The sequence below is a fragment of the Streptomyces sp. CC53 genome (assembly GCF_001865245.1).
Lineage (GTDB): Bacteria > Actinomycetota > Actinomycetes > Streptomycetales > Streptomycetaceae > Streptomyces.
This window is the reverse complement of record NZ_MKXB01000202.1, coordinates 1-18,848: the sequence shown is the minus strand read 5'-3', so window position 1 is coordinate 18,848 and position 18,848 is coordinate 1. Positions and strand designations below refer to the sequence as shown.

Annotated in this window: 21 protein-coding genes and 1 pseudogene; 15 read left to right on the top strand and 7 right to left on the bottom strand. The window is 75.8% G+C overall.

Going from position 1 to position 18,848, the window contains the following annotated elements; genetic code table 11:
- The first annotated feature begins 89 nt into the window (after nt 1–89).
- The 6 genes and pseudogenes from xylB to BJP40_RS35965 all read left to right on the top strand — a co-directional run bounded on the left by xylB (nt 90) and on the right by BJP40_RS35965 (nt 4,941).
- Complete coding sequence (gene xylB / locus BJP40_RS27240; protein WP_071283073.1) at nt 90–1,559, top strand: xylulokinase; 1,470 nt, start codon at nt 90–92, stop codon at nt 1,557–1,559.
- Nucleotides 1,556–1,930, top strand: a complete 375-nt coding sequence (locus BJP40_RS36415) for a hypothetical protein (RefSeq protein ID WP_071283072.1) — start codon at nt 1,556–1,558, stop codon at nt 1,928–1,930. The genes xylB and BJP40_RS36415 overlap by 4 nt, the downstream gene beginning before the upstream one ends.
- A gap of 178 nt (nt 1,931–2,108) precedes the next feature.
- Nucleotides 2,109–3,029, top strand: coding sequence for a pseudouridine synthase (locus BJP40_RS27230; RefSeq protein WP_071283071.1), 921 nt, complete (start codon nt 2,109–2,111; stop codon nt 3,027–3,029).
- A 410-nt stretch (nt 3,030–3,439) separates the two neighbouring features.
- Nucleotides 3,440–3,946: a gluconokinase gene (locus BJP40_RS27225; protein ID WP_071283070.1), complete on the top strand. Its 507-nt coding sequence runs from the start codon at nt 3,440–3,442 to the stop codon at nt 3,944–3,946.
- A 194-nt stretch (nt 3,947–4,140) separates the two neighbouring features.
- Nucleotides 4,141–4,560, top strand: a pseudogene (locus BJP40_RS35970) (ASCH domain-containing protein); the annotation flags it as partial.
- Nucleotides 4,549–4,941 carry a DUF4440 domain-containing protein gene (locus BJP40_RS35965; protein WP_226962943.1) on the top strand — a complete coding sequence of 131 codons (393 nt, stop codon included), beginning with the start codon at nt 4,549–4,551 and terminating at the stop codon, nt 4,939–4,941. The pseudogene BJP40_RS35970 and the gene BJP40_RS35965, both read left to right, overlap by 12 nt.
- A gap of 54 nt (nt 4,942–4,995) precedes the next feature.
- On the opposite strand, the gene BJP40_RS27215 is transcribed toward BJP40_RS35965, so the two are convergent.
- Nucleotides 4,996–6,651, bottom strand: coding sequence for an FAD-binding dehydrogenase (locus tag BJP40_RS27215; RefSeq protein ID WP_071283069.1), 1,656 nt, complete (start codon nt 6,649–6,651; stop codon nt 4,996–4,998).
- A 214-nt stretch (nt 6,652–6,865) separates the two neighbouring features.
- Nucleotides 6,866–7,039 (bottom strand): CsbD family protein, encoded by a 174-nt coding sequence (locus BJP40_RS27210; RefSeq protein WP_071268525.1) that lies wholly within the window; start codon nt 7,037–7,039, stop codon nt 6,866–6,868.
- A 264-nt stretch (nt 7,040–7,303) separates the two neighbouring features.
- Here BJP40_RS27210 and BJP40_RS27205 point away from each other — a divergent pair, with 264 nt between their 5' ends.
- Nucleotides 7,304–7,828 (top strand): NUDIX hydrolase, encoded by a 525-nt coding sequence (locus BJP40_RS27205; protein ID WP_071283068.1) that lies wholly within the window; start codon nt 7,304–7,306, stop codon nt 7,826–7,828.
- Between the two features lie 93 nt (nt 7,829–7,921).
- Here BJP40_RS27205 and BJP40_RS34685 read toward each other — a convergent pair whose 3' ends face one another.
- A complete protein-coding gene (locus BJP40_RS34685) occupies nt 7,922–8,545 on the bottom strand; it encodes a hypothetical protein (RefSeq protein WP_071283067.1) in 624 nt (207 codons plus the stop codon).
- A 59-nt stretch (nt 8,546–8,604) separates the two neighbouring features.
- On the opposite strand from BJP40_RS34685, the gene BJP40_RS27195 reads away from it, so the two are divergent.
- Entirely contained in the window at nt 8,605–8,997 is a 393-nt protein-coding gene (locus tag BJP40_RS27195) for a YidH family protein (RefSeq protein WP_071269112.1), read from the top strand.
- A complete protein-coding gene (locus BJP40_RS27190; RefSeq protein ID WP_071283109.1) occupies nt 8,994–9,311 on the top strand; it encodes a DUF202 domain-containing protein in 318 nt (105 codons plus the stop codon). Before BJP40_RS27195 ends, BJP40_RS27190 begins: the two co-directional genes overlap by 4 nt.
- 111 nt (nt 9,312–9,422) lie before the next feature.
- On the opposite strand, the gene BJP40_RS27185 is transcribed toward BJP40_RS27190, so the two are convergent.
- Nucleotides 9,423–10,358, bottom strand: coding sequence for an NADP-dependent oxidoreductase (locus BJP40_RS27185; RefSeq protein ID WP_071283066.1), 936 nt, complete (start codon nt 10,356–10,358; stop codon nt 9,423–9,425).
- A 110-nt stretch (nt 10,359–10,468) separates the two neighbouring features.
- On the opposite strand from BJP40_RS27185, the gene BJP40_RS27180 reads away from it, so the two are divergent.
- The 3 genes from BJP40_RS27180 (at nt 10,469) to BJP40_RS27170 (ending at nt 13,519) form a co-directional block, all read left to right on the top strand.
- The gene (locus tag BJP40_RS27180) at nt 10,469–10,765 is read left to right on the top strand and encodes a hypothetical protein (RefSeq protein ID WP_071283065.1); all 297 of its coding nucleotides are present in this window, start codon (nt 10,469–10,471) and stop codon (nt 10,763–10,765) included.
- Nucleotides 10,766–11,274: 509 nt separating this feature from the next.
- Nucleotides 11,275–12,297, top strand: coding sequence for a phosphotransferase family protein (locus tag BJP40_RS27175; protein WP_071283064.1), 1,023 nt, complete (start codon nt 11,275–11,277; stop codon nt 12,295–12,297).
- A 7-nt stretch (nt 12,298–12,304) separates the two neighbouring features.
- Nucleotides 12,305–13,519 (top strand): acyl-CoA dehydrogenase family protein, encoded by a 1,215-nt coding sequence (locus BJP40_RS27170; protein ID WP_071283063.1) that lies wholly within the window; start codon nt 12,305–12,307, stop codon nt 13,517–13,519.
- Nucleotides 13,520–13,661: 142 nt separating this feature from the next.
- Here the strand turns inward: BJP40_RS27170 and BJP40_RS27165 are convergent, their stop codons facing one another.
- The gene (locus BJP40_RS27165) at nt 13,662–14,258 is read right to left on the bottom strand and encodes a TetR/AcrR family transcriptional regulator (protein ID WP_071267720.1); all 597 of its coding nucleotides are present in this window, start codon (nt 14,256–14,258) and stop codon (nt 13,662–13,664) included.
- A gap of 69 nt (nt 14,259–14,327) precedes the next feature.
- Entirely contained in the window at nt 14,328–15,092 is a 765-nt protein-coding gene (locus BJP40_RS27160; protein WP_071283062.1) for an SDR family oxidoreductase, read from the bottom strand.
- Nucleotides 15,093–15,191: 99 nt separating this feature from the next.
- On the opposite strand from BJP40_RS27160, the gene BJP40_RS27155 reads away from it, so the two are divergent.
- Nucleotides 15,192–16,517, top strand: a complete 1,326-nt coding sequence (locus BJP40_RS27155; RefSeq protein ID WP_071283061.1) for an exo-beta-N-acetylmuramidase NamZ domain-containing protein — start codon at nt 15,192–15,194, stop codon at nt 16,515–16,517.
- Between the two features lie 336 nt (nt 16,518–16,853).
- Nucleotides 16,854–17,480: a hypothetical protein gene (locus tag BJP40_RS27150; RefSeq protein WP_071283060.1), complete on the top strand. Its 627-nt coding sequence runs from the start codon at nt 16,854–16,856 to the stop codon at nt 17,478–17,480.
- Nucleotides 17,481–17,713: 233 nt separating this feature from the next.
- On the opposite strand, the gene soxR is transcribed toward BJP40_RS27150, so the two are convergent.
- A complete protein-coding gene (soxR, locus tag BJP40_RS27145) occupies nt 17,714–18,211 on the bottom strand; it encodes a redox-sensitive transcriptional activator SoxR (protein ID WP_071267728.1) in 498 nt (165 codons plus the stop codon).
- A gap of 100 nt (nt 18,212–18,311) precedes the next feature.
- Between soxR and BJP40_RS27140 the strand changes: the two genes are divergently transcribed.
- The gene (locus BJP40_RS27140) at nt 18,312–18,776 is read left to right on the top strand and encodes a MaoC family dehydratase (RefSeq protein ID WP_071283059.1); all 465 of its coding nucleotides are present in this window, start codon (nt 18,312–18,314) and stop codon (nt 18,774–18,776) included.
- Nucleotides 18,777–18,848: the final 72 nt, after the last annotated feature.

Here is an 18,848-nt window from a genome sequence, read left to right as displayed (position 1 = left end):
ACTAATAGCTGAAGGGTGCGCTCCAGCCAAGGGTTCACCCCTTGACACCTCCTGGTGGCGACCGATTTGTTGTGTGTACGATCAAAAGAATGGACCCCGTAGTCATCGGCGTGGACAGCTCCACGCAGTCGACCAAGGCGGCCGTCGTCGACGCCGCCACCGGCCGCCTCCTGGCCCTCGGCCGGGCCGCGCACACGGTGACCGGTCAGGGCGGCGCCCGGGAGAGCGACCCCGAGCAGTGGTGGACCGCGCTCACCCGTGCCGTGGCCGCCGGGCTCGCGGAGTCCGGCGCGCGGCCCCGCGCGGTCGCCGGGATCGCGGTGGCCGGCCAGCAGCACGGGCTCGTCGTCCTGGACGCCGCGGGCCGGCCGCTGCGCCCCGCGATGCTCTGGAACGACACCCGCGCGGCGCCCCAGGCCGCCGCCCTTATCGGGGAACTCGGCGGCGGCCGGGCCTGGCTGGAGCGGACCGGCTCCGTGCCGGTCGCCTCCATGACGGCCGCGAAGTGGCGGTGGCTGTGCGAGCACGAACCCCGGAGGGCGGAGCACACGGCCGCCTTGCGGCTGCCGCACGACTTCCTCACCGAGCGGCTGGCCGGAACCGCCGCCACCGATCCGGGTGACGCGTCCGGGACCTGCTGGTACTCCACGGCCACCGGCGCGTACGACGGCGGCCTGCTGGACCTGCTCGGGCTGGACGCCTCCCTGCTGCCGCAGGTCGCGCCGACCGGTGCCACCCGCGTGGGCGGGCTGACCGCCGCGGCGGCCCGGGCGCTGGGCCTTCCCGCGGGCGTGGCCGTGGCGGCCGGCACCGGCGACAACATGGCGGCCGCCGTCGGACTCGGGCTCGGCGCCTCCGGGCTCCTGGACCACCCGGTGATGTCCCTCGGCACCTCGGGCACCGTGTTCGCGGCGACCCGCACCCGGCCCGCGGCCGCCGCGCTCGCCGGCTTCGCCGCCACCGACCGGCCCGGCACGTTCCTGCCACTCGGCTGCACCCTCAACTGCACGCTGGCGGTCGACCAGGTGGCCGCGCTGCTCGGACTCGACCGGGACGACGCGCAGCCGGGCGGCGAGGCCGTCCTCCTGCCGTACCTGGACGGGGAACGCACCCCCGACCTGCCGGGCGCGTCCGGGCTGCTCACGGGCCTGCGGCACGCCACCACACCGCAGCAGCTCCTCGGCGCCGCCTACGAAGGCGCGGTGTTCACGCTGCTGCGGGCCCTCGGGGAGCTGCCGGGCGCGGCCGGCGGCGGCGACGGGCCGCTGCGCCTGGTCGGCGGCGGCGCCCGGGGCCGCACGTGGGTGGAGACGGTGCGGCGGCTGTCCGGCCGGCCGGTCGTCCTCCCCCGCAGCACCGAACTCGTCGCCCTCGGCGCCGCCGCCCTGGCCGCGGGGGCGGCCACCGGCGGCGACCCGGTGGAGATCGCGTCCTCCTGGGGCTCGGGCGACGGCGACGCGCTGCCACCCGTCCGCCGGGACCACGCGGCGTCGGCCCGGATCGCGTCCGTGCTGGACACTGGCGCTCCCGCCCTCCTCACCCCACAGGGACACCGATGAAGTTCACCGACGGCTCCTGGCGGCTGCGCGACGGCGTGCGCGCCTCGTACGCGACCGAGGTGCGCGACGTGCACGTCGGCGACGACCACTCCACCGCGTACGCTGCGGTCGGACGCGCGGAGCACCACGGGCACACGGTGGACCCGCCCCTGCTGACGGTGGAGTGCTTCTCCCCCGCCGAAGGCGTCATCGGCGTCCGCACGACCCAGTACGCCGGGCGGGCCCCGGGCGCGGGGAGCCGGCGGCGGAGTTCCACGTGGCCCGGGACCCGGACGGCGGCCTGCGGGTCGCCGCGACCCCCGCGGCGCGGCCGTTCCGGGTGCGGGTGCCCGGGCTGGGTGGCGCGCGGGGCACGGGCGAGGTGGTGGTGAGGCGGCGGGAGCGCCCTCCTGGAGTGGGGCGGGCGGTGGTGCCCCGGCAGCGGGGCGACGCCGCACCGGCGGGGGGGTGCCCCGTCTCGTCGGGCGGGTCCGGTGCCCTGCCGGCGGCCGGGCGGGCTCACCCGCGGCGCCCGGCGGGGGATAGGTTGGGGTGGTGGGTCGTCGTGGGATGAGGGCGCCGGTGGCGCCGCTGGGGCAGCGGGACGGGGTGGACCCGGTGCGGGTGCGGCTGCCGACCGATCCCGCGGGCCGGTGGCCGACCGTGCGGGACCACCTGATGGAGCGGTACGGGGCCGCCATCGGGACCGACCGGGTCGACGCGATGATGGCCGAAGGGGCGTTCGTCGGCGCCGACGGGCGGCGCGTGGCCGCCGACGAGCCGTACCGGGCCGGGCGGCACGTGTGGTTCCACCGGGAGCTGCCCGCGGAGGAGCCCGTGCCGTTCCCGGTCGGCGTCGTCCACCGGGACGAGCGGCTGCTGGTCGCCGACAAGCCGCACTTCCTCGCCACCACGCCCCGGGGGCGGCACGTCACCGAGACCGCCGTCGCACGGCTCCGCCGCGAGCTGGGCCTTCCCGAGCTGCAGCCCGCGCACCGGCTGGACCGGCTGACCGCGGGCCTCGTGCTGTTCGTCGTGCGGGCCGAGGACCGGGGGGCGTACCAGACGCTGTTCCGCGACCGGCGGGTGCGCAAGGAGTACGAGGCCGTCGCACCCCACGATCCCGGCCTCGGCCTGCCCGCCACCGTGCGCAGCCACATCGTCAAGGAGCGGGGGCGGGTGGACGCGTACGAGGTCGAGGGCGCCGAACCGAACAGCGAGAGCCGTGTCGAGCTGGTCGAGCAGCGCGGCGGGCTCGCGCGGTACCGCCTCGTGCCGGAGACCGGGCGGACCCACCAGCTGCGGGTGCACATGAACCGGCTGGGCGTGCCGATCCTGCACGATCCGCTGTACCCCGTCGTACGGGACGACGGGCCGGAGGACTTCACCCGACCGCTGCACCTGCTGGCGAGGACGCTGGAGTTCACCGACCCGTTCACCGGTGCGCCGGTGCGCTTCGAGAGCCGGCTGCGGCTCGGGCCTCTCGGCTGAGACCCTCACCCGTCTTCGGCGACGAGGGCGGCCGGGGCCGGGCCGGAGCCCGCCGGAGAAGGCGCCGGCGGGAACGGCGGCGGTGAGGAGGTGGGCGAGACCCCTGCTCGTCACGGCGGACACGCGGCCCGGGCCGAGGGCGGCGAGTCGGACGTCCAGAGGGGCCGGAGCCGACAGCGCCCGCGGTCCCGGGCGGTGACCGGGCGCCGTGCTCGGCGAGGGCGAGTGCTGTGTGTGTACCGTGCCCCGCCGGAGGGGGCGACCCCGGGCAGGGGGATCGACGGGGCGAGAGGCCCGGCGGGGACAGCTCGGCCCGGCGGGGCTTGAACGTGCGGCGCCTCATGGGCTTGAGTGGAACCCGTGGGCGGCGGCGCCCACACGCCGATGTCCGAACCGACCGTGGAGCCCGTATGCGCACCCCCCTGGTCGTGGTGGTGATGGGAGTGTCCGGAACCGGGAAGAGCACCGTCGGCCCCCTGGTCGCGGACCGGCTGGGTGTCCCCTACGCGGAGGGCGACGACTTCCACCCTGCGGCCAACGTCGCCAAGATGACCGCCGGCGTGCCGCTGGAGGACGCCGACCGGTGGCCGTGGCTCGACGCGATCGGCCGGTGGGCGCGCGGCCGGGCCGGCCGCGGCGGTGTGGTCAGCAGCTCGGCGCTCAAGCGGGCCTACCGGGACCGGCTGCGGCAGGAGCACCCCGGGCTGGTGTTCCTGCACCTGACAGGCGACCGGGCGCTCATCGAGGAGCGGATGGCCGCGCGCCGGGGCCACTTCATGCCGACCGCACTGCTGGACTCCCAGTTCGGGGCGTTGCAGCCGCTCGGCGAGGACGAGGCCGGGGTCGCCGTCGACGTGTCCGGCACGCCCGAGGAGACCGCGGACCGGGCGGCCGCCGCGCTGCGCGCCTTCGCCTGACGGGCCCGGCCCCGGCGGGGCACCCGCGGCCTCACCGGCCTGCCGCCCGGCACGGCGCCCGCGGCGCGGACGACCGCCTCGGCGCCCGGACACCCCGCATCCGGCACATGCGGCCCCCCGCGCGGGCGCGCGACCACCGAGTGCCGTGGAAACCGCGGGGCGTCCGGGCGGGCCCGTGTGCCACACTCCCCGGCATGTCCCCCACGCGTGAACTGCCCCCGTACGAACTGGCCTTCCCCGGCCCCCTGCGCGACCGCCTGGTGGCGGCCGTCCTGACGGGGCGGAAGACCGCCACGACGGGCCTGCTCGCCGAGTACGAGGCCGAGGGCGCGCCGCTGCCCGCGCCCGGCGACCGGTCGGCCCTGGTGGATTCGGCCGGGCGTCCGGTGGCGGTGGTGGAGGTGACCGGCGTACGGGTGCTGCCGCTCGGCGAGGTGGATCCGCGGCACGCCGCCGACGAGGGCGAGGGCCACCGGTCCGTCGCCGAGTGGCGGGCCGCGCACGAGCGGTTCTGGCACAGCGCGGAACTGCGGGAGGCACTGGGCGACCCGGACTTCACCGTCGACGACACGACGGACGTGGTCGCGGAGCGGTTCCGCGTCGTGGAGGTGCTGGACCCGGTCGCCGCCGCGGTCGCGGGCGAACTCGCCCTGCTGGAAACGTCCGTGCGGGCGTCCCGCGCGGAGTCGGGACGGCTCCTCGACCCGGAGTTCACGGAGGTCGGCGCCTCCGGGCGGCGGTGGACGCGGGACGCGCTCCTGGACGCGATCACGGACATGGACGACGTCGCGGCGCCGGACGCGCAGGGCACCCCCCGCGTGCCGCAGGGGGTGCGGGGCGTCCTGCTGGCCCCGGGCATCGTGCACCTCACGTACGAGCTGGCCTCCGGGGGCCGCCACGTGCGGCGCAGCTCCGTGTGGCGCAAGGCACCGGACGCGGCCCTGTGGCGGCTCTACTACCACCAGGGGACGCCGGTTCCGCCGGAGCACAGGTGACGGCCGCCGGACGCGGCCGGGTGCGGCTGCGGCCTCCGTGCCCGTGAGGGCCGTTCAGGCGACGGCGCGGGCGGCGGCCCGGCCCGCCGTGCGCCCGGAGAACAGGCAGCCGCCGAGGAACGTGCCCTCCAGGGAGCGGTAGCCGTGGACGCCGCCGCCTCCGAAGCCGGCGGCCTCGCCGGCCGCGTACAGGCCGGGCAGCGGCTCGCCGTCCGCGGTGAGCACCCGGGACGACAGGTCGGTCTGCAGGCCGCCCAGGGACTTGCGGGTGAGGATGCGCAGGCACACGGCGATCAGAGGGCCGGCCGCCGGGTCGAGGAGTCGGTGCGGGGCCACCGTGCGGATGAGCCGGTCGCCGAGGTAGGCGCGGGCTCCGCGGATGGCGGTGACCTGGAGGTCCTTGGTGAACGGGTGCGCGATCTCCCGGTCGCGGGCGACGATCTCGCGGCGCAGCGCGGCCTCGTCGATCAGCGGCTCCTCGGTGACCGCGTTCATGCCGCGCACCAGGGCCGCGAGGTCCCGCTCGACGACGAAGTCGGCGCCCTTGTCCATGAAGGCCCGCACGGGCGCGGGCACGTCGGTGCGGGCGCGGGCGAGGACGTCGCGGACCGACTTGCCGGTGAGGTCGGGGTTCTGCTCCGACCCGGAGAGGGCGAACTCCTTGCCGATGATCCGCTGGTTGAGGACGAACCAGGTGTGCTCGTGGCCGGACCTCATGATGTGTTCGAGGGTGCCGAGCGTGTCGAAGCCGGGGAACAGCGGGACCGGGAGGCGGCGTCCGCGGGCGTCGAGCCAGAGACTGGACGGTCCGGGCAGGATGCGGATGCCGTGCCGGGCCCACAGCGGGCTGTGGTTCTCGATGCCCTCGGTGTAGTGCCACATGCGGTCGCGGTTGACGTGGTGGGCGCCCGCCTTCTCGGCGATGCCGAGCATGAGGCCGTCGACGTGGGCGGGCACACCGGACAGCAGCCTCCGGGGCGGGGTGCCGAGGCGTTCGGGCCACTGGGCGCGGACCAGGTCGTGGTTGCCGCCGATGCCTCCGGAGGCGATCACCACCGCCTGCGCGCGGTAGGAGAACGGGCCGGTGGTGTCGCGGCTGCTCGCGGTGCCGCGCTCGGCGTCCGACGGCGCGAGCACTTCGCCGCTGACGGTGTCGACGGCGCCCGCGGTGCGGCCGAGGGCGGTGACGCGGTGCCGGAACCGCAGCTGTACGAGGCCGCGGGCCGCTCCCGCGCGGACCCGCCGCTCGAACGGGGCGACGAGGCCGGGACCCGTGCCCCACGTGATGTGGAAGCGGGGCACGGAGTTTCCGTGGCCGGTGGCGGCGTATCCACCACGCTCGGCCCAGCCGACGACGGGGAAGAAGCGCACCCCCTGGCCGTGCAGCCAGGCGCGTTTCTCGCCGGCCGCGAAGTCGACGTACGCCTCCGCCCAGCGGCGGGGCCAGTGGTCCTCGGGACGGTGGAAGCCGGCCGTGCCCAGCCAGTCCTGCAGGGCCAGCTCGTGGCTGTCGCGGATCCGCAGCCTGCGCTGCTCGGGCGAGTCGACGAGGAAGAGCCCGCCGAACGACCAGTGGGCCTGCCCCCCGAGCGACTGTTCGGGCTCCTGGTCGAGGAGGATGACGCTGCGCCCCGCGTCGGCGAGTTCGGCGGTGGCGGCCAGACCGGCGAGGCCCGCCCCGATCACGATCACGTCAGCGTCGTACGCCATGAGGATCCGTCCTTCCGGGGCGCGGGGTGCGCGGAGTGCTCCGATCCTCCGTACCGGGCAGTAGCACGTCAACCTCGCGGACCGGACCGGTGGGTGGCCGTCCGCGTACCGGCCCGGTCCGCTCCGGCGGGCCCGCCGTGGCCCGGCGCGTCCGCGGACGGCGAGCGGCCGCCCGGCACGAGCGCCGGGCGGCCGGTCCGGTGGGGCGGGACCGTCAGTGCCTGAACGTGTCCTTGGCCTTCTCGCCCGCCTGCCTGGCGTCGCCCTTCACCTGCTCGGCGCGCCCCTTCGCTTCGAGGCTCTCGTTCCCGACAGCCCTGCCCGCGGCCTCCTTGGCCTTGCCCTTCGCGGTCTTGCCGATGTTCTTGGCCTTCTTGCCGGCGGCCATGTTCCACACCTCCTGGTCGGTGTGCCGACCGGCGGCCCGATGAGCCGCCGGGGTGCACCCTTCTTGCGGGGCGGGTTCCCGCGCGGTGCACCGGTATGCGCGGGCGCGGCGACGACCGGAGCCGCCGTGCCGCTCGGGCTCACGGCAGCGGAGTGCCGAACCGCCCCGGAGCCGGGGCCCGGCGCCACGCTCCGCCTACGGGCCCTTCCGTGCTCGGTAGCCTTGCCCCTCGGCCGATCCGGCGTGGGAAAGGCAGGGACCGACATGACCGCAGCGTCCGCGGACGAGGTGCTGGACGTCGTCGACGAGCACGACGAGGTGGTGGGGCAGCTGCGCCGGGGGGAGGTGTACGCGCGGGGGCTGCGGCACCGCTGTGTGTTCGTGCTGGCGCGGGACGCGGAGGACCGCGTGTTCGTGCACCGGCGCACCGCGACGAAGCTGGTCTTCCCCTCGCTGTACGACATGTTCGTGGGCGGCGTGGTCGGGGCGGGCGAGTCGTACGACGACGCGGCGCTGCGGGAGGCCGAGGAGGAGCTCGGGGTGCGGGGGCTGCCGCGCCCCGTGCCGGTGCTGAAGTTCCTGTACGACGACGGGCCGGGCGGGCGGGGCTCGTGGTGGTCCCGGGTGTACGAGGTGCGCTGCACCCTGCCGGTCGCACCGCAGGAGTCGGAGGTGGCGTGGCACGCGTTCCTGCCGGAGCCGGAGCTCGCCGCGCGGCTCCAGGTGTGGCGGTGGGTGCCGGACGGCGTGGCCGCGTGGGAGCGCCTGCGGGAGGCCCGCCGGGGCTGACGGGGCGGCGGCCGGGTCACGACGGCGGTGCGGCTGCGGGTGGAGGGCGATGCGTTCCGGGTCGGTCGGCGGGGTGAGCGGGCGGGCGGCCGGTCAGAGGGTGCCGTCCACGAGCCGGACCGCGAGCTGCCGCGCGTGCCGCCGGGGCAGGCCCACCCGGTGGAGCGCACGGGCGACGGTCCGCGGCGCGTCGGCGGGTGCCTGGGCCTCGGGGTCCCTCAGCAGGGGGAGCAGCAGCAGGAGGCGCTCGGCGGGATCGGTGAGGCCGTCGGCGGGACCGGATCCGGCCGGTACGGCCTCCGCGAGGGCGGCCAGTTCGTGCCAGGAGAGGCCGCGCCCCGGGGCGGTGGGGTGGTCGCTCGCCAGCCAGTCGAGGGCGGGCCGGTCGGGGTGGTGGAGGAAGCAGTCCACGCCCGCGTCACCGGGTGCGTTGCGGTGGACGACGACCACCGTGCCGCGCCCTTCGCACGGGACGCGCAGCACGGGCCAGGCCCGCTCGTCCTCCAGCCGCTCCCACACCGCGTCCAGGTCGGCGGCGTCGAGCCCGTACGCGCCGAGGAGCTGTCCCTGCGGGCCGGTCAGCGGCAGGCGGAGGTACAGGCACCGGAACTCGGGGTGGGCCGCCAGGTCCTCGGCGGCGGTCAGCCGCGCCTGCCCGGCGGTCAGCGCCGGGGACACGGCCTGGTAGGCGGGGAGCAGAAGGGTGCGGGGCGTCATGCCAGGAGGCTAGGGGCGCGGCGTCGGCGGGACGCGGTTAGGGTGCGGGTGTGAGCGGGATCGGGCGGAGTCTGCGGGACGTGCGGCTGTGGTTCGCGCCGCAGCGGGTCCGGGAGGAGGGCGAGACGCCCGACTACCGCTTCTCCCTCGCCAACGAGCGGACGTTCCTCGCGTGGCTGCGTACCGGGCTCGCTCTGGTCGGCGGCGGCTTCGCCGTGGACCAGTTCCTCCCCGACCTGCGGTGGGGCGTCCGGGTGGGCCTGGCGCTGACGCTGATCGGCGCGGGGGCCCTGTGCGCGGTGCGCGCGGTGAACCACTGGGTCCGCTGCGAGCGGGCCATGCGGCGCGGCGAGGACCTGCCGGTCAGCCGGTTCCCCGCGCTGCTGGGGGCGGCGGTGGCGCTGGTGGCGGCCGTCATGGTGCTGGTGGTGCTGTTCGGGTGGACCGGGTGACCGAGGGGCTCGGGCTCCGGGACCCGAGCCTGCAGCCGGAGCGGACGCGCCTCGCGTGGCGGCGTACGACGCTGTCGTGCACGGTCGTGGCCGTGCTGGCGGCGCGTCAGGCGCTGTACGGCGGGGCCACGGCGGTCGGCATGCTGGGGGTGGGGCTCTCGATGCTGGCGTGGGCGGCCTTCCTGGGCGTGGCGCACCGCAGGGTCCGCGCGCTGGGATCCGTGCGCCCCGAGGGCCTGCGGCCCCGGCTGGCCGCCGCGGCGGTGGGGTGCACGTTGGCGCTGGCGGCGTTCGCGGTGGCCGTGGTGGTGTGAGCGCCGGGCAGGCCGGGGTGCCGCCCGCGGCGACGAGGGCGGCCCGGTGCCGGGGACCCGCCCGTGCCCGCGCCCGGCGCAGCTGGGACCGGCCGCGGACCGCGCTGTGCTTCAGTCGGACCAGTCGACCGTGACCACGACCTTGCCCTGCAGACCGCCCTCCTGGTTGGCCCGCTGGGCTTCGGCGGCCTGCTCCAGCGGGAAGGTCCTGGCCACGTGCACCGACAGGGCGCCCTCCTCGGCGAGCGCCGCCAGGGCGGCGAGGTCCTCGGCGTCGGGGCGGACGAAGACGTAACGGCCGCCCAGCCCGACCACGTCGCCGTCCGCGATCGACGCCAGGCGGCCCTCGGGCGCCAGCACATTCGCGGAGTCCTTGAGGCTCTGGCCGCCGATCGTGTCGAAAGCGGCCTGCACGCCGTGCGGCGCCGATGCGCGGACCCGGGAGGCGAACCGGTCCCCGTACACGACGGGCAGCGCGCCGAGTTCCCGTACCCGCTCGACGCCGCTCTCCCGTACGGCGCCGATCACGTGCGCGCCGAGGTGGCGGGCGATCTGGACGGCCATCGCCCCGACGCCCCCCGCGGCGGCGTGCACGAGCAGGGTCTCGCCCTCCCGGAGGCGCAGGGCGCGGGTGATCACCTGGTACGCGGTGAGGCCGACGAGCGGCAGCGCCGCCGCCTCCTCGAAGCTGAGGTTGCGCGGCTTGCGGGCCAGGGTCCGCACGGGTGCGGCGACGTACTCGGCGAAGGTGCCGTGGCCCAGGACGTCCTCGCGGACGTACCCCATGACCTCGTCGCCGACGGCGAACTCGGGGACGGAGACGCCCGGCTGGACGACGACGCCGGACACGTCCCAGCCGGGGACCACGGGGAACACCGTGTCGAGGACGGTGTCCATGTACCCGGCCTGGCACTTCCAGTCCACCGGGTTGACGGCTGCCGCCCGCACCCTGATCAGGACCTTGTCGGGGCCGACCTTGGGGTCGGGAAGCTCCCCGTACTCCAGTACCTCCGGTCCGCCGTAGCGGCGGTAGTGGATCGCCTTCATGACCCGACCCTGAGGCGCTGGCGGGGCGACCGCAACCCAAGGTGATCAATCGGGCAAAAGGGACTACGCTGGTGGCGTCAGCCGACCTCGCCAGGACGAAAGGCTCCGCCATGACGGTCCTGCACAAGGAACACGTGGGGCACAAGCACGTTCACGGTCCGGCCTGCGGGCACACGTCCGTCGTGCACGGGGACCACATCGACTACTCCCACGACGGGCACCTGCACCGCGAGCACTCGGGGCACTGGGACGAGTGCGAACCGGGAGAGCACATCGCCCACAGCGGGCACGCGCACGAGCACGGGGACAACTGCGGACACCCCGCCGTACCCCACGGCGACCACGTCGACTACGTCCACGACGGTCACCGGCACGCCGCTCACGACGGCCACTGGGACGACCACTAGGCCGCTACCGGCCGACCTGCCGGACGGCGGCCGGCCCGCCCCTCAGGCGGTCGACACCGCGGAGGACCCACCTCCGGGCACCGGGCCCGCCGCCCCCACGTGACCACTCGGCGCCCCCTGACGGGCGCCGAGTGCCCCCGCCCGACCGCGCGGGGCCTCGCACGCGCCGACGCGGGGCGGCCCCCGGCGGCCCACGGTCGGGGCGTGGCCCGCTCCGGACGGCGGGCACACCGGACGGACCGCCTGGCCACCTGCGGGCGCGCGCCGACCCCGCCACCACCGTCCGGGCCGGGGCGGCGCGGGAGCCCGGGAAGGCCGGCACACGAAGCCGCCGGAACCGAGACCGGGCCACGAAGCCGCCGGGACCGACAGCAAGCCCCTCCCGCGCCTTGCGCGCACTCCTGCGACCACTCCCCCTAGACGGCATACCGACTGGTCGGTCATCATGCGTCGGGGGCGCCGCCCACGGCGCCCCCGACCGACGCACGCGACCGTCCGGAGGTACGCCCATGAGCCTCGCCCCACCGCCAGGACTCGACCCCGAGGGGTTGCGCCGGCTGCTGGACCGGGAGCGGCCGGGGCTGGTGCGGGGGCCGCTGCGCGGCCGGCTCATCGAGGGCGGCCGGTCGAACCTCACGTACGCGGTCACGGACGGCACCTCCCGCTGGGTGGTCAGGCGGCCGCCGCTCGGCCACGTCCTGGCCACCGCCCACGACATGCGGCGCGAGCACCGGATCATCAGCGCCCTGCGCGACACCGCCGTGCCGGTACCGGCCGCCGTGCTGCTGTGCGAGGACGAGACCGTCCTCGGCGCCCCCTTCTACGTGATGGAGCACGTGGACGGCACGCCGTACCGCAGCGCGGACGAGCTGGCCGCGCTCGGACCCGCCCGCACCCGGGGCACCGTCCTGAACCTGCTGGACACCCTGGTCGACCTGCACGCCGTCGACCCGGACGCGGTCGGCCTCGGCGACTTCGGCCGACCCGACGGCTTCCTCGACCGGCAGCTGCGCCGCTGGGGCAAGCAGCTGGCCGCGTCCCGGGGCAGGGACCTGGCGGGCGTCGACGAACTCCACGCCTCCCTCGGCCGGTCGCTCCCCGCGTCCCCGTACGCCACCGTCGTCCACGGCGACTACCGGCTCGACAACGCCCTCATCGGGGAGGACGACACCCTGCGGGCGGTCCTCGACTGGGAGATGTCCACCCTCGGCGACCCGCTGACCGACCTCGGGCTGCTCGTCATGTACAGCACGCCGCTGGACCTCCCGGGCTCGCCCGTCAGCACCACCGCCGCCGCCCCCGGCCACCCTTCACCCGGCGAGCTGGTGGAGCGGTACGCCGTCCGCTCGGGACGCGACACCTCGGCCATCGCCTGGTACACGGCGTTCGCCTGGTTCAAGCTCGCCGTGATCCTGGAGGGCATCCACTACCGCTACACCCTCGGCCGGACGGTCGGCGCCGGCTTCGACCGCATCGGGGAGCTGGTCCCCGTCTTCATCGAGCACGGCCTCACCACCCTGCAGGAAGGCTGATCCGGACATGGACTTCGCGTTCGACGCCCGCACCGAGGAGCTGCGGGCACGCCTGCTCGCCTTCCTGGACGGGCACGTGTACCCGGCGGAGCCGGTCGCCGAGGAGCAGCGGGCCGCGCTCGCCTCGCCGTGGGACACCCCGCCGGTCGTGGAGGAACTGAAGGCCGAGGCCCGCAGGCAGGGCCTGTGGAACCTCTTCCTCCCCGACGAGGAGTACGGCGCGGGGCTGACGAACCTCCAGTACGCGCCGCTCGCCGAGCTGACCGGCCGCTCCCCCCAGCTCGCCCCCACCGCCCTCAACTGCGCCGCCCCCGACACCGGGAACATGGAGGTGCTGGCCCAGTTCGGGACCGACGAGCAGCGCAAGCGCTGGCTGGAGCCGCTGCTGCGCGGGGAGATCCGGTCGGCCTTCGCGATGACGGAACCGGACGTCGCCTCGTCCGACGCGACGAACATCGAGACCCGCATCGAGCGGGACGGCGGCGACTACGTCGTCACCGGGCGGAAGTGGTACATCTCCGGGGCCATGAGCCCCGACTGCCGGGTGTTCGTCGTCATGGGGAAGACCGACCCGGACGGCGGCGACATCCGGCGGCAGCAGTCCATGGTGCTCGTCCCCCGCGACACCCCGGGCGTCGAGGTGCGCCGTGCGATGCGGGTGTACGGCTACGAGGACCACTACCACGGCGGGCACGCCGAGGTGGTGTTCGACGGCGTGCGGGTGCCGGTGGCGAACCTGGTCGGCGAGGAGGGCGGCGGCTTCGCCATCGCGCAGGCCCGGCTGGGGCCCGGCCGCATCCACCACTGCATGCGCCTGATCGGGATGGCTGAGCGCGCCGTCGAGCTGATGTGCCGCCGGGCGGTGTCCCGTACGGCCTTCGGCAGGCCGCTCGCCGCACAGGGGCAGGTCCAGGCGTGGATCGCGGACGCCCGGGTGGCGATCGAGCAGCTGCGGCTGCTGGTGCTGAAGACCGCGTGGCTCATGGACACCGTGGGCAACAGGGGCGCGCACACGGAGATCCAGGCCATCAAGATCGCCACCCCGAGGACGGTCGTCGGCATCCTGGACCGGGCGGTGCAGCTGCACGGCGCGGGCGGCGTGAGCCAGGACTTCCCGCTGGCCGAGCTGTGGGCGGCGGCGCGGACCCTGCGGCTCGCCGACGGCCCGGACGAGGTGCACCAGCGGTCGCTGGCCCGGCGGGAGCTGAAGGCGTACGCGTGAGTCGCGCGGCGGGGCGCCCCGGGCCGTCAGGGCGGGGCGAGCCGTCCGGGCGAGCTCCCGTCCGCGAGGCGGGCCGGGGCCGCGTGCCGGGCGGGGCCGGCCCGGGGGCGCGTGGGGGCGCGTGGAGGGTGTCCCCGCCCGCTTACGGCCGCAGGGCCCGCAGCAGGAGGTCGGCCAGATGGTCGGCGACCTGCTGCGGGCTCAGCGGGCCGTCGGGGCGGTACCACGTGGACAGGTGGTGGACCGAGCCGAAGTGGTAGTCCACCACCAGGTCCGCGGGCGTGGCGGAGGAGAAGACACCGCTGCGCTGCCCCTCCTCCACCAGGGCGCGGAACCGCTCGTGGTAGCGGCGGCGCTCGGCCCGCACCTGCCGGTTCTTCTCAGGGCTCAGGTGGTGCATGGAACGGAAGAAGATCGCCGCGTCGTCGAGGTTGTCGATGGTGGTGACGACCACGTCCGCGGCGGCGGCGCGCAACCGCTGCTCCACGGGCGCGTCCGCGTCGGCGAAGGCGTCGAGTCGCTCCTGCTGGAGGCGCAGCACGCGCGCGTACACCTCCTGGAGGAGGTCCTCCTTGGAGCCGAAGTAGTGGTAGAGGGCGCCCTTGGTGACCCCGGCGGCCTCGACGATCTCCTGGACGGAGGTGCGGTCGTAGCCCTGCTCGGCGAAGAGCCGGGTGGCGGCGGCCAGCAGTCTGCCGGGGACGGGTGTGGTGCCGCTCCCGTCCGTCGTCCTGGCCATCGTCGCCACCTCTTCCTCATGCGCGTGCCGCCTGGTCGTCGACCGATCTTCCCATTCGTCCGGGGCGGCTCACGCCACCGCGTCCTCCCAGGCGCGCTGGATGCCGTTCATGCCGCCGAGCCAGCGCTCCGGGTCGCCCGCGCGGGCGCGGTAGTAGTCGGCGACCTCCGGGTGCGGCAGGATCAGGAACCGGTCTTCGTCGATGCCCCGGAAGAGGGCGTCGGCGACGTCCTCGGGCTCGATCGCCGTCGGGGCGAGGACCAGCTCGCCCGCCGATCCCGCGGCCGTCAGCATGTCGGTGCGCACGCCTTGGGGACAGATCGCGTGGACCTTCAGCCCGCGGTGGCGGTACGTGAGGGACAGCCATTCGGCGAAGGCGTACGCGGCGTGCTTGGACGCGCTGTAGGGCGCGGCTCCGACCATGGTGAGCAGCCCGGCGGCCGACACGGTGGAGACGAACCGGCCGGCGCCGCGCTCCAGCCAGTCGGGCAGCAGGGCGCGGGCGGCGCGGACGTGGGCCATGACGTTGACGTCCCAGGCGGCGGACCAGACGGCCTCGTCGGCGAAGGCGTCGCCCGGCGAGGCGAGTCCGGCGTTGGCGCACCAGACGTCGACGGTGCCGCCGAGCGCCTCGCGGGCCGCGTCGACGACGGCGGAGGCGTCCCCGGGGACGGCGACGGCGCCGGTCTCCTCCGCGACGGCCCGGGCCCGGCCGGCGTCCAAATCGTTGACCGCGACACGGCAGCCCTCGGCGGCGAACCGGCGGGCGAGCGCGGCGCCGATACCGCCGCCCGCGCCGGTGACGACGACTCCCTGACCTCGTACGCCGCCCATCGACGCCCCACCTCTCGACGGACCGGTACCACGGACAGCGACAGACTAACCAGTCGGTATGCCGTGGCGAAAGGGGTCGGCCGCCTAGCGTGCAGCAGCATGGATCCCACCTTCGGACCGCCGGGTGCGGCCCGGCGCTCGGTGCTGGCCGGTGCTGCGGCGGCCGTCTGCTCGGGCGCCGGCACGGCGTGCGCGTCCACCCCGGAACCGCGACCCAGGGACCCGTGCCCCACGGGGACGCGGGGCACGGCGCCGCCGAGCCCGGCCGCCGGCGGTGTGCGCACCGGGTTCGACCGGCTCGCGGCCGACGGCTTCCGGGCACTGACCGGGCAGCGGGTCGGCGTGGTCACGAACCCGACGGGCGTCGCCTCCGGCGACCTGCGGCACATCGTGGACGTCATGCACGCCGACGACCGGGTGGACCTGGCGGCGGTGTTCGGGCCCGAACACGGATTCCGCGGCACGGCGCAGGCGGGCGGCTCGGAGGGCCGGGCCGACGACCCGGCGACGGGGCTGCCGGTGTACGACACGTACGGGAAGAGCGGAGAGGCGCTGGCCGAGGTGTTCACGGCGGCCGGCGCGGACACGGTGGTCTTCGACATCCAGGACGTGGGGACGCGCTTCTACACGTACGTCTGGACCCTGTACGACTCCATGACCGCGGCGGCACTGGCCGGGCTGCGGGTGGTCGTGCTGGACCGGCCGAACCCGGTCGGCGGCCGGGCGGCCCGCGGGCCGGTGCTGGAGCGGGCGTTCGCGTCGTTCGTCGGCCGGGAGCCGGTGGCGCTGGCGCACGGGATGACGGCGGGAGAGCTGGCCCTGCTGTTCGCCGGCGAGTTCCTGCGGCGCCCCCTGGACCTGGAGGTCGTACGGATGGCGGGGTGGCGGCGCGGCGACCTCTTCGACGCGACGGGGCTGCCGTGGGTGCCGCCCAGCCCGAACATGCCGACGCCGGACACGGCGCTGGTCTACGCGGGGACGGGCCTGTTCGAGGGGACGAACCTGTCGGAGGGGCGGGGCACGACCCGGCCCTTCGAACTGCTGGGCGCCGAGGGGCTCGACGCGCGGCGGTGGGCGGAGGCGGCGAACGCGCTGGAGCTGCCGGGCGTGCGGTTCCGTGAGGCGTACTTCGCGCCCGTCTTCTCGAAGTTCGCGGGCCGCACGGTCGGCGGCGTGCAGGTGCACGTGGTGGACCGGGAGGGGTTCGACCCGGTGCGCACCGGTGTGGGGCTGCTGGTGACGGCCCGTCGGGTGTGGGACGGCTTCGCCTGGCGGGCCGACCGGTGGATCGACAGGCTGACGGGGTCCACGGCGGTGCGCACCCTCGTCGACGCGGGCGCGGACACCGACACCGTCACGGCCGCGTGGCAGCGGGACCTGGCGGCCTTCCGCGCGCTGAGGCTCCGCTACCTCCTGTACCGGTGACCTTGGGGCCACCGGGGCCTTGCGGCCTTGCGGCCTTGCGGCCGTGGGGGCTTGGAGCCTCGGGGGCCGGGGGCCTTGGGTCCTCGGGTGACCCTGCCGCCGTGGGAGCGTGACCTGCGCGACGTTCGGGCGCTCCACGGTGCCCGGCCGCGCACCGCCCTGCGGCAGCGGCCCGCCGGGCCCGCTCCCGCCTGCGCCGAACAGCTCCCGGCCCGCTTGCGTATCAGTGGGAGGACGTGGCGGTTCGGGGTCCATCCGATTTTCGATGGAGCCGAATGCGGGCACCCGTACGTCCATTCAGTGACGCGGAGGACCAGCGACGGAGGTGGCGGAGCCATGGCCGGATTCCGGAGTCTCGCCAGACAGGTGCGCGATCCGAGGTGCGAGCCGGCACTGCGGCGCTACGCGCTGCGCAAGTGCCTGGAGCGGTTCGCCCCGTACGGGCACCGGGCGACCTGGCACCACCTGTGCGAACGGCACAGGTTCGGGCCCGACGACCGGGACGCGGATCCGGCGCGGCTGGTGGCCGCGCTGGAGGAGTTGGAGGACGCGCGGGCGGTGTGGCTCGCGTACGAGCGCCGGGTGGCGGAGCGCCGCAGGAGGGAGAAGCACCTGGGGGTGCGGCGTCCTTCGGCGGTCGACGACTGGCACCGCCGCACGTGGGGCGGCAACGGCGTGGCCCCGTGCGCGGATCCGCAGGTGCATCCGCAGGCGGCGCTCGGCGAGGTGCTGCGCCGTCTCATCGCGGGGCTGGAGTCGGGGCCGGGGAGTCGGTGCCCAGTGTGCGGCGGGACCCGCTTCGGGTGGCTGCCCGGCGCCTCCGGCCACCCCCGCTGCGGGCCGCTGTGCACCCGGTGCGGGGTGGTGGTGCCCGTACAGGCGCTGACGGACGAGGTACTGGCGGCGGCGCGGCGGCAGCACGCGCCGGGCGGCGGCGTACGGGCCCTCGCAGCCGTGGGGTGAGCCCGGCCGCCACGGCGCGGGCGGTGACGCCGGGCCGGGCCGGCACCTCGCGCCGACGCCACGGCGCACGGGCCCTGCGCGACCGGACGGCCGGAGACCGCCCGTGTTCCCGCTGCGTTCGGCGCTGCGGCGGGGCGGGTGACCCGCCGTCAGGCCGTACGCGGGCGGACGGATGGCACCGTCCCGCTCGTGCCGGTCGGCGACCCGCCGCCCCCGGGCGCGGACAGGTCGAACTACTCCCCCGCCGGAGCGGCTCCCTCCTCGGTGGGCCTGCGGCGGTACTCGCCCAGCAGCCGGGACCCGGTGATGACGTCCCCTATGGCGTCCTCGGGATTGGCGAGCGTGCAGCTCTTCAGGGACAGGCAGCCGCAGCCGATGCACTCGCTGAGCTGGTCGCGGAGGAGGCTGAGCTGCTGGATGCGGGCGTCCAGCTCACTGCGCCACCGCTCGGACAGCTGCGCCCAGTCCGCCGGCGTGGGGGTGCGCCCCTCCGGGAGCTGCGCCAGCGCCTCACCGATGGCGGCCAGGGGGATTCCGACGCGCTGGGAGGCGCGCACGAAGGCGACGCGGCGCAGCGCGTCCCGGCTGTACCGGCGCTGGTTGCCGCTGGTGCGGCGGCTGGTGATGAGGCCCTTGGACTCGTAGAAGTGCAGGGCCGAGACGGCGACTCCGCTGCGGGCGGACAGCTGGCCGACGGTGAGCTCGTGGATCTTCTGCGGGATCTGCGCCATCCCGCGGAGCCTACTGGTCCGTTGACAGGTGCGCCGCACCCCCAGCATGCTGAGCAAGCGCTTAGACAGTCCACGAGCAGGAGAGCACGGAGGAGCAGGCATGGCAGAGCCCAGGGTGTTCACGTCCGCCGACGAGCTGCGGGCCGCGGTCGGCGAGGAGCTCGGCCCGAGCGACTGGCTGGAGGTCGACCAGAAGCGGATCGACCTGTTCGCCGAGGCGACCGGTGACCACCAGTGGATCCACGTGGACCCTGAGCGGGCCGCGGCCGGGCCGTTCGGCACCACGATCGCCCACGGCTACCTGACCCTGTCCCTGCTGCCCGTGCTGGTCCCGCAGCTGCTGCGGGTGGAGGGCGTCACGATGGGCCTCAACTACGGGGCCGGCAAGGTCCGCTTCCCGGCCCCGGTGCCCGTGGGGTCGCGGCTGCGGGCGACCGCGGTGCTGAAGGAGGTCGTGGACGTGCCGGGCGGCGGGGTGCAGCTGACGGCCGCCGTCACCGTGGAGCGGGAGGGCGGCACGAAGCCGGTGTGCGTGGCGGAGCCGGTGTACCGGTACGCCTTCTGACCACAGGAGGGCGACCCGCCGCGGCGGGCGGCCCCGCGGGGTTCCGGTGACGCGGGGTTCCGGTGACGCGCC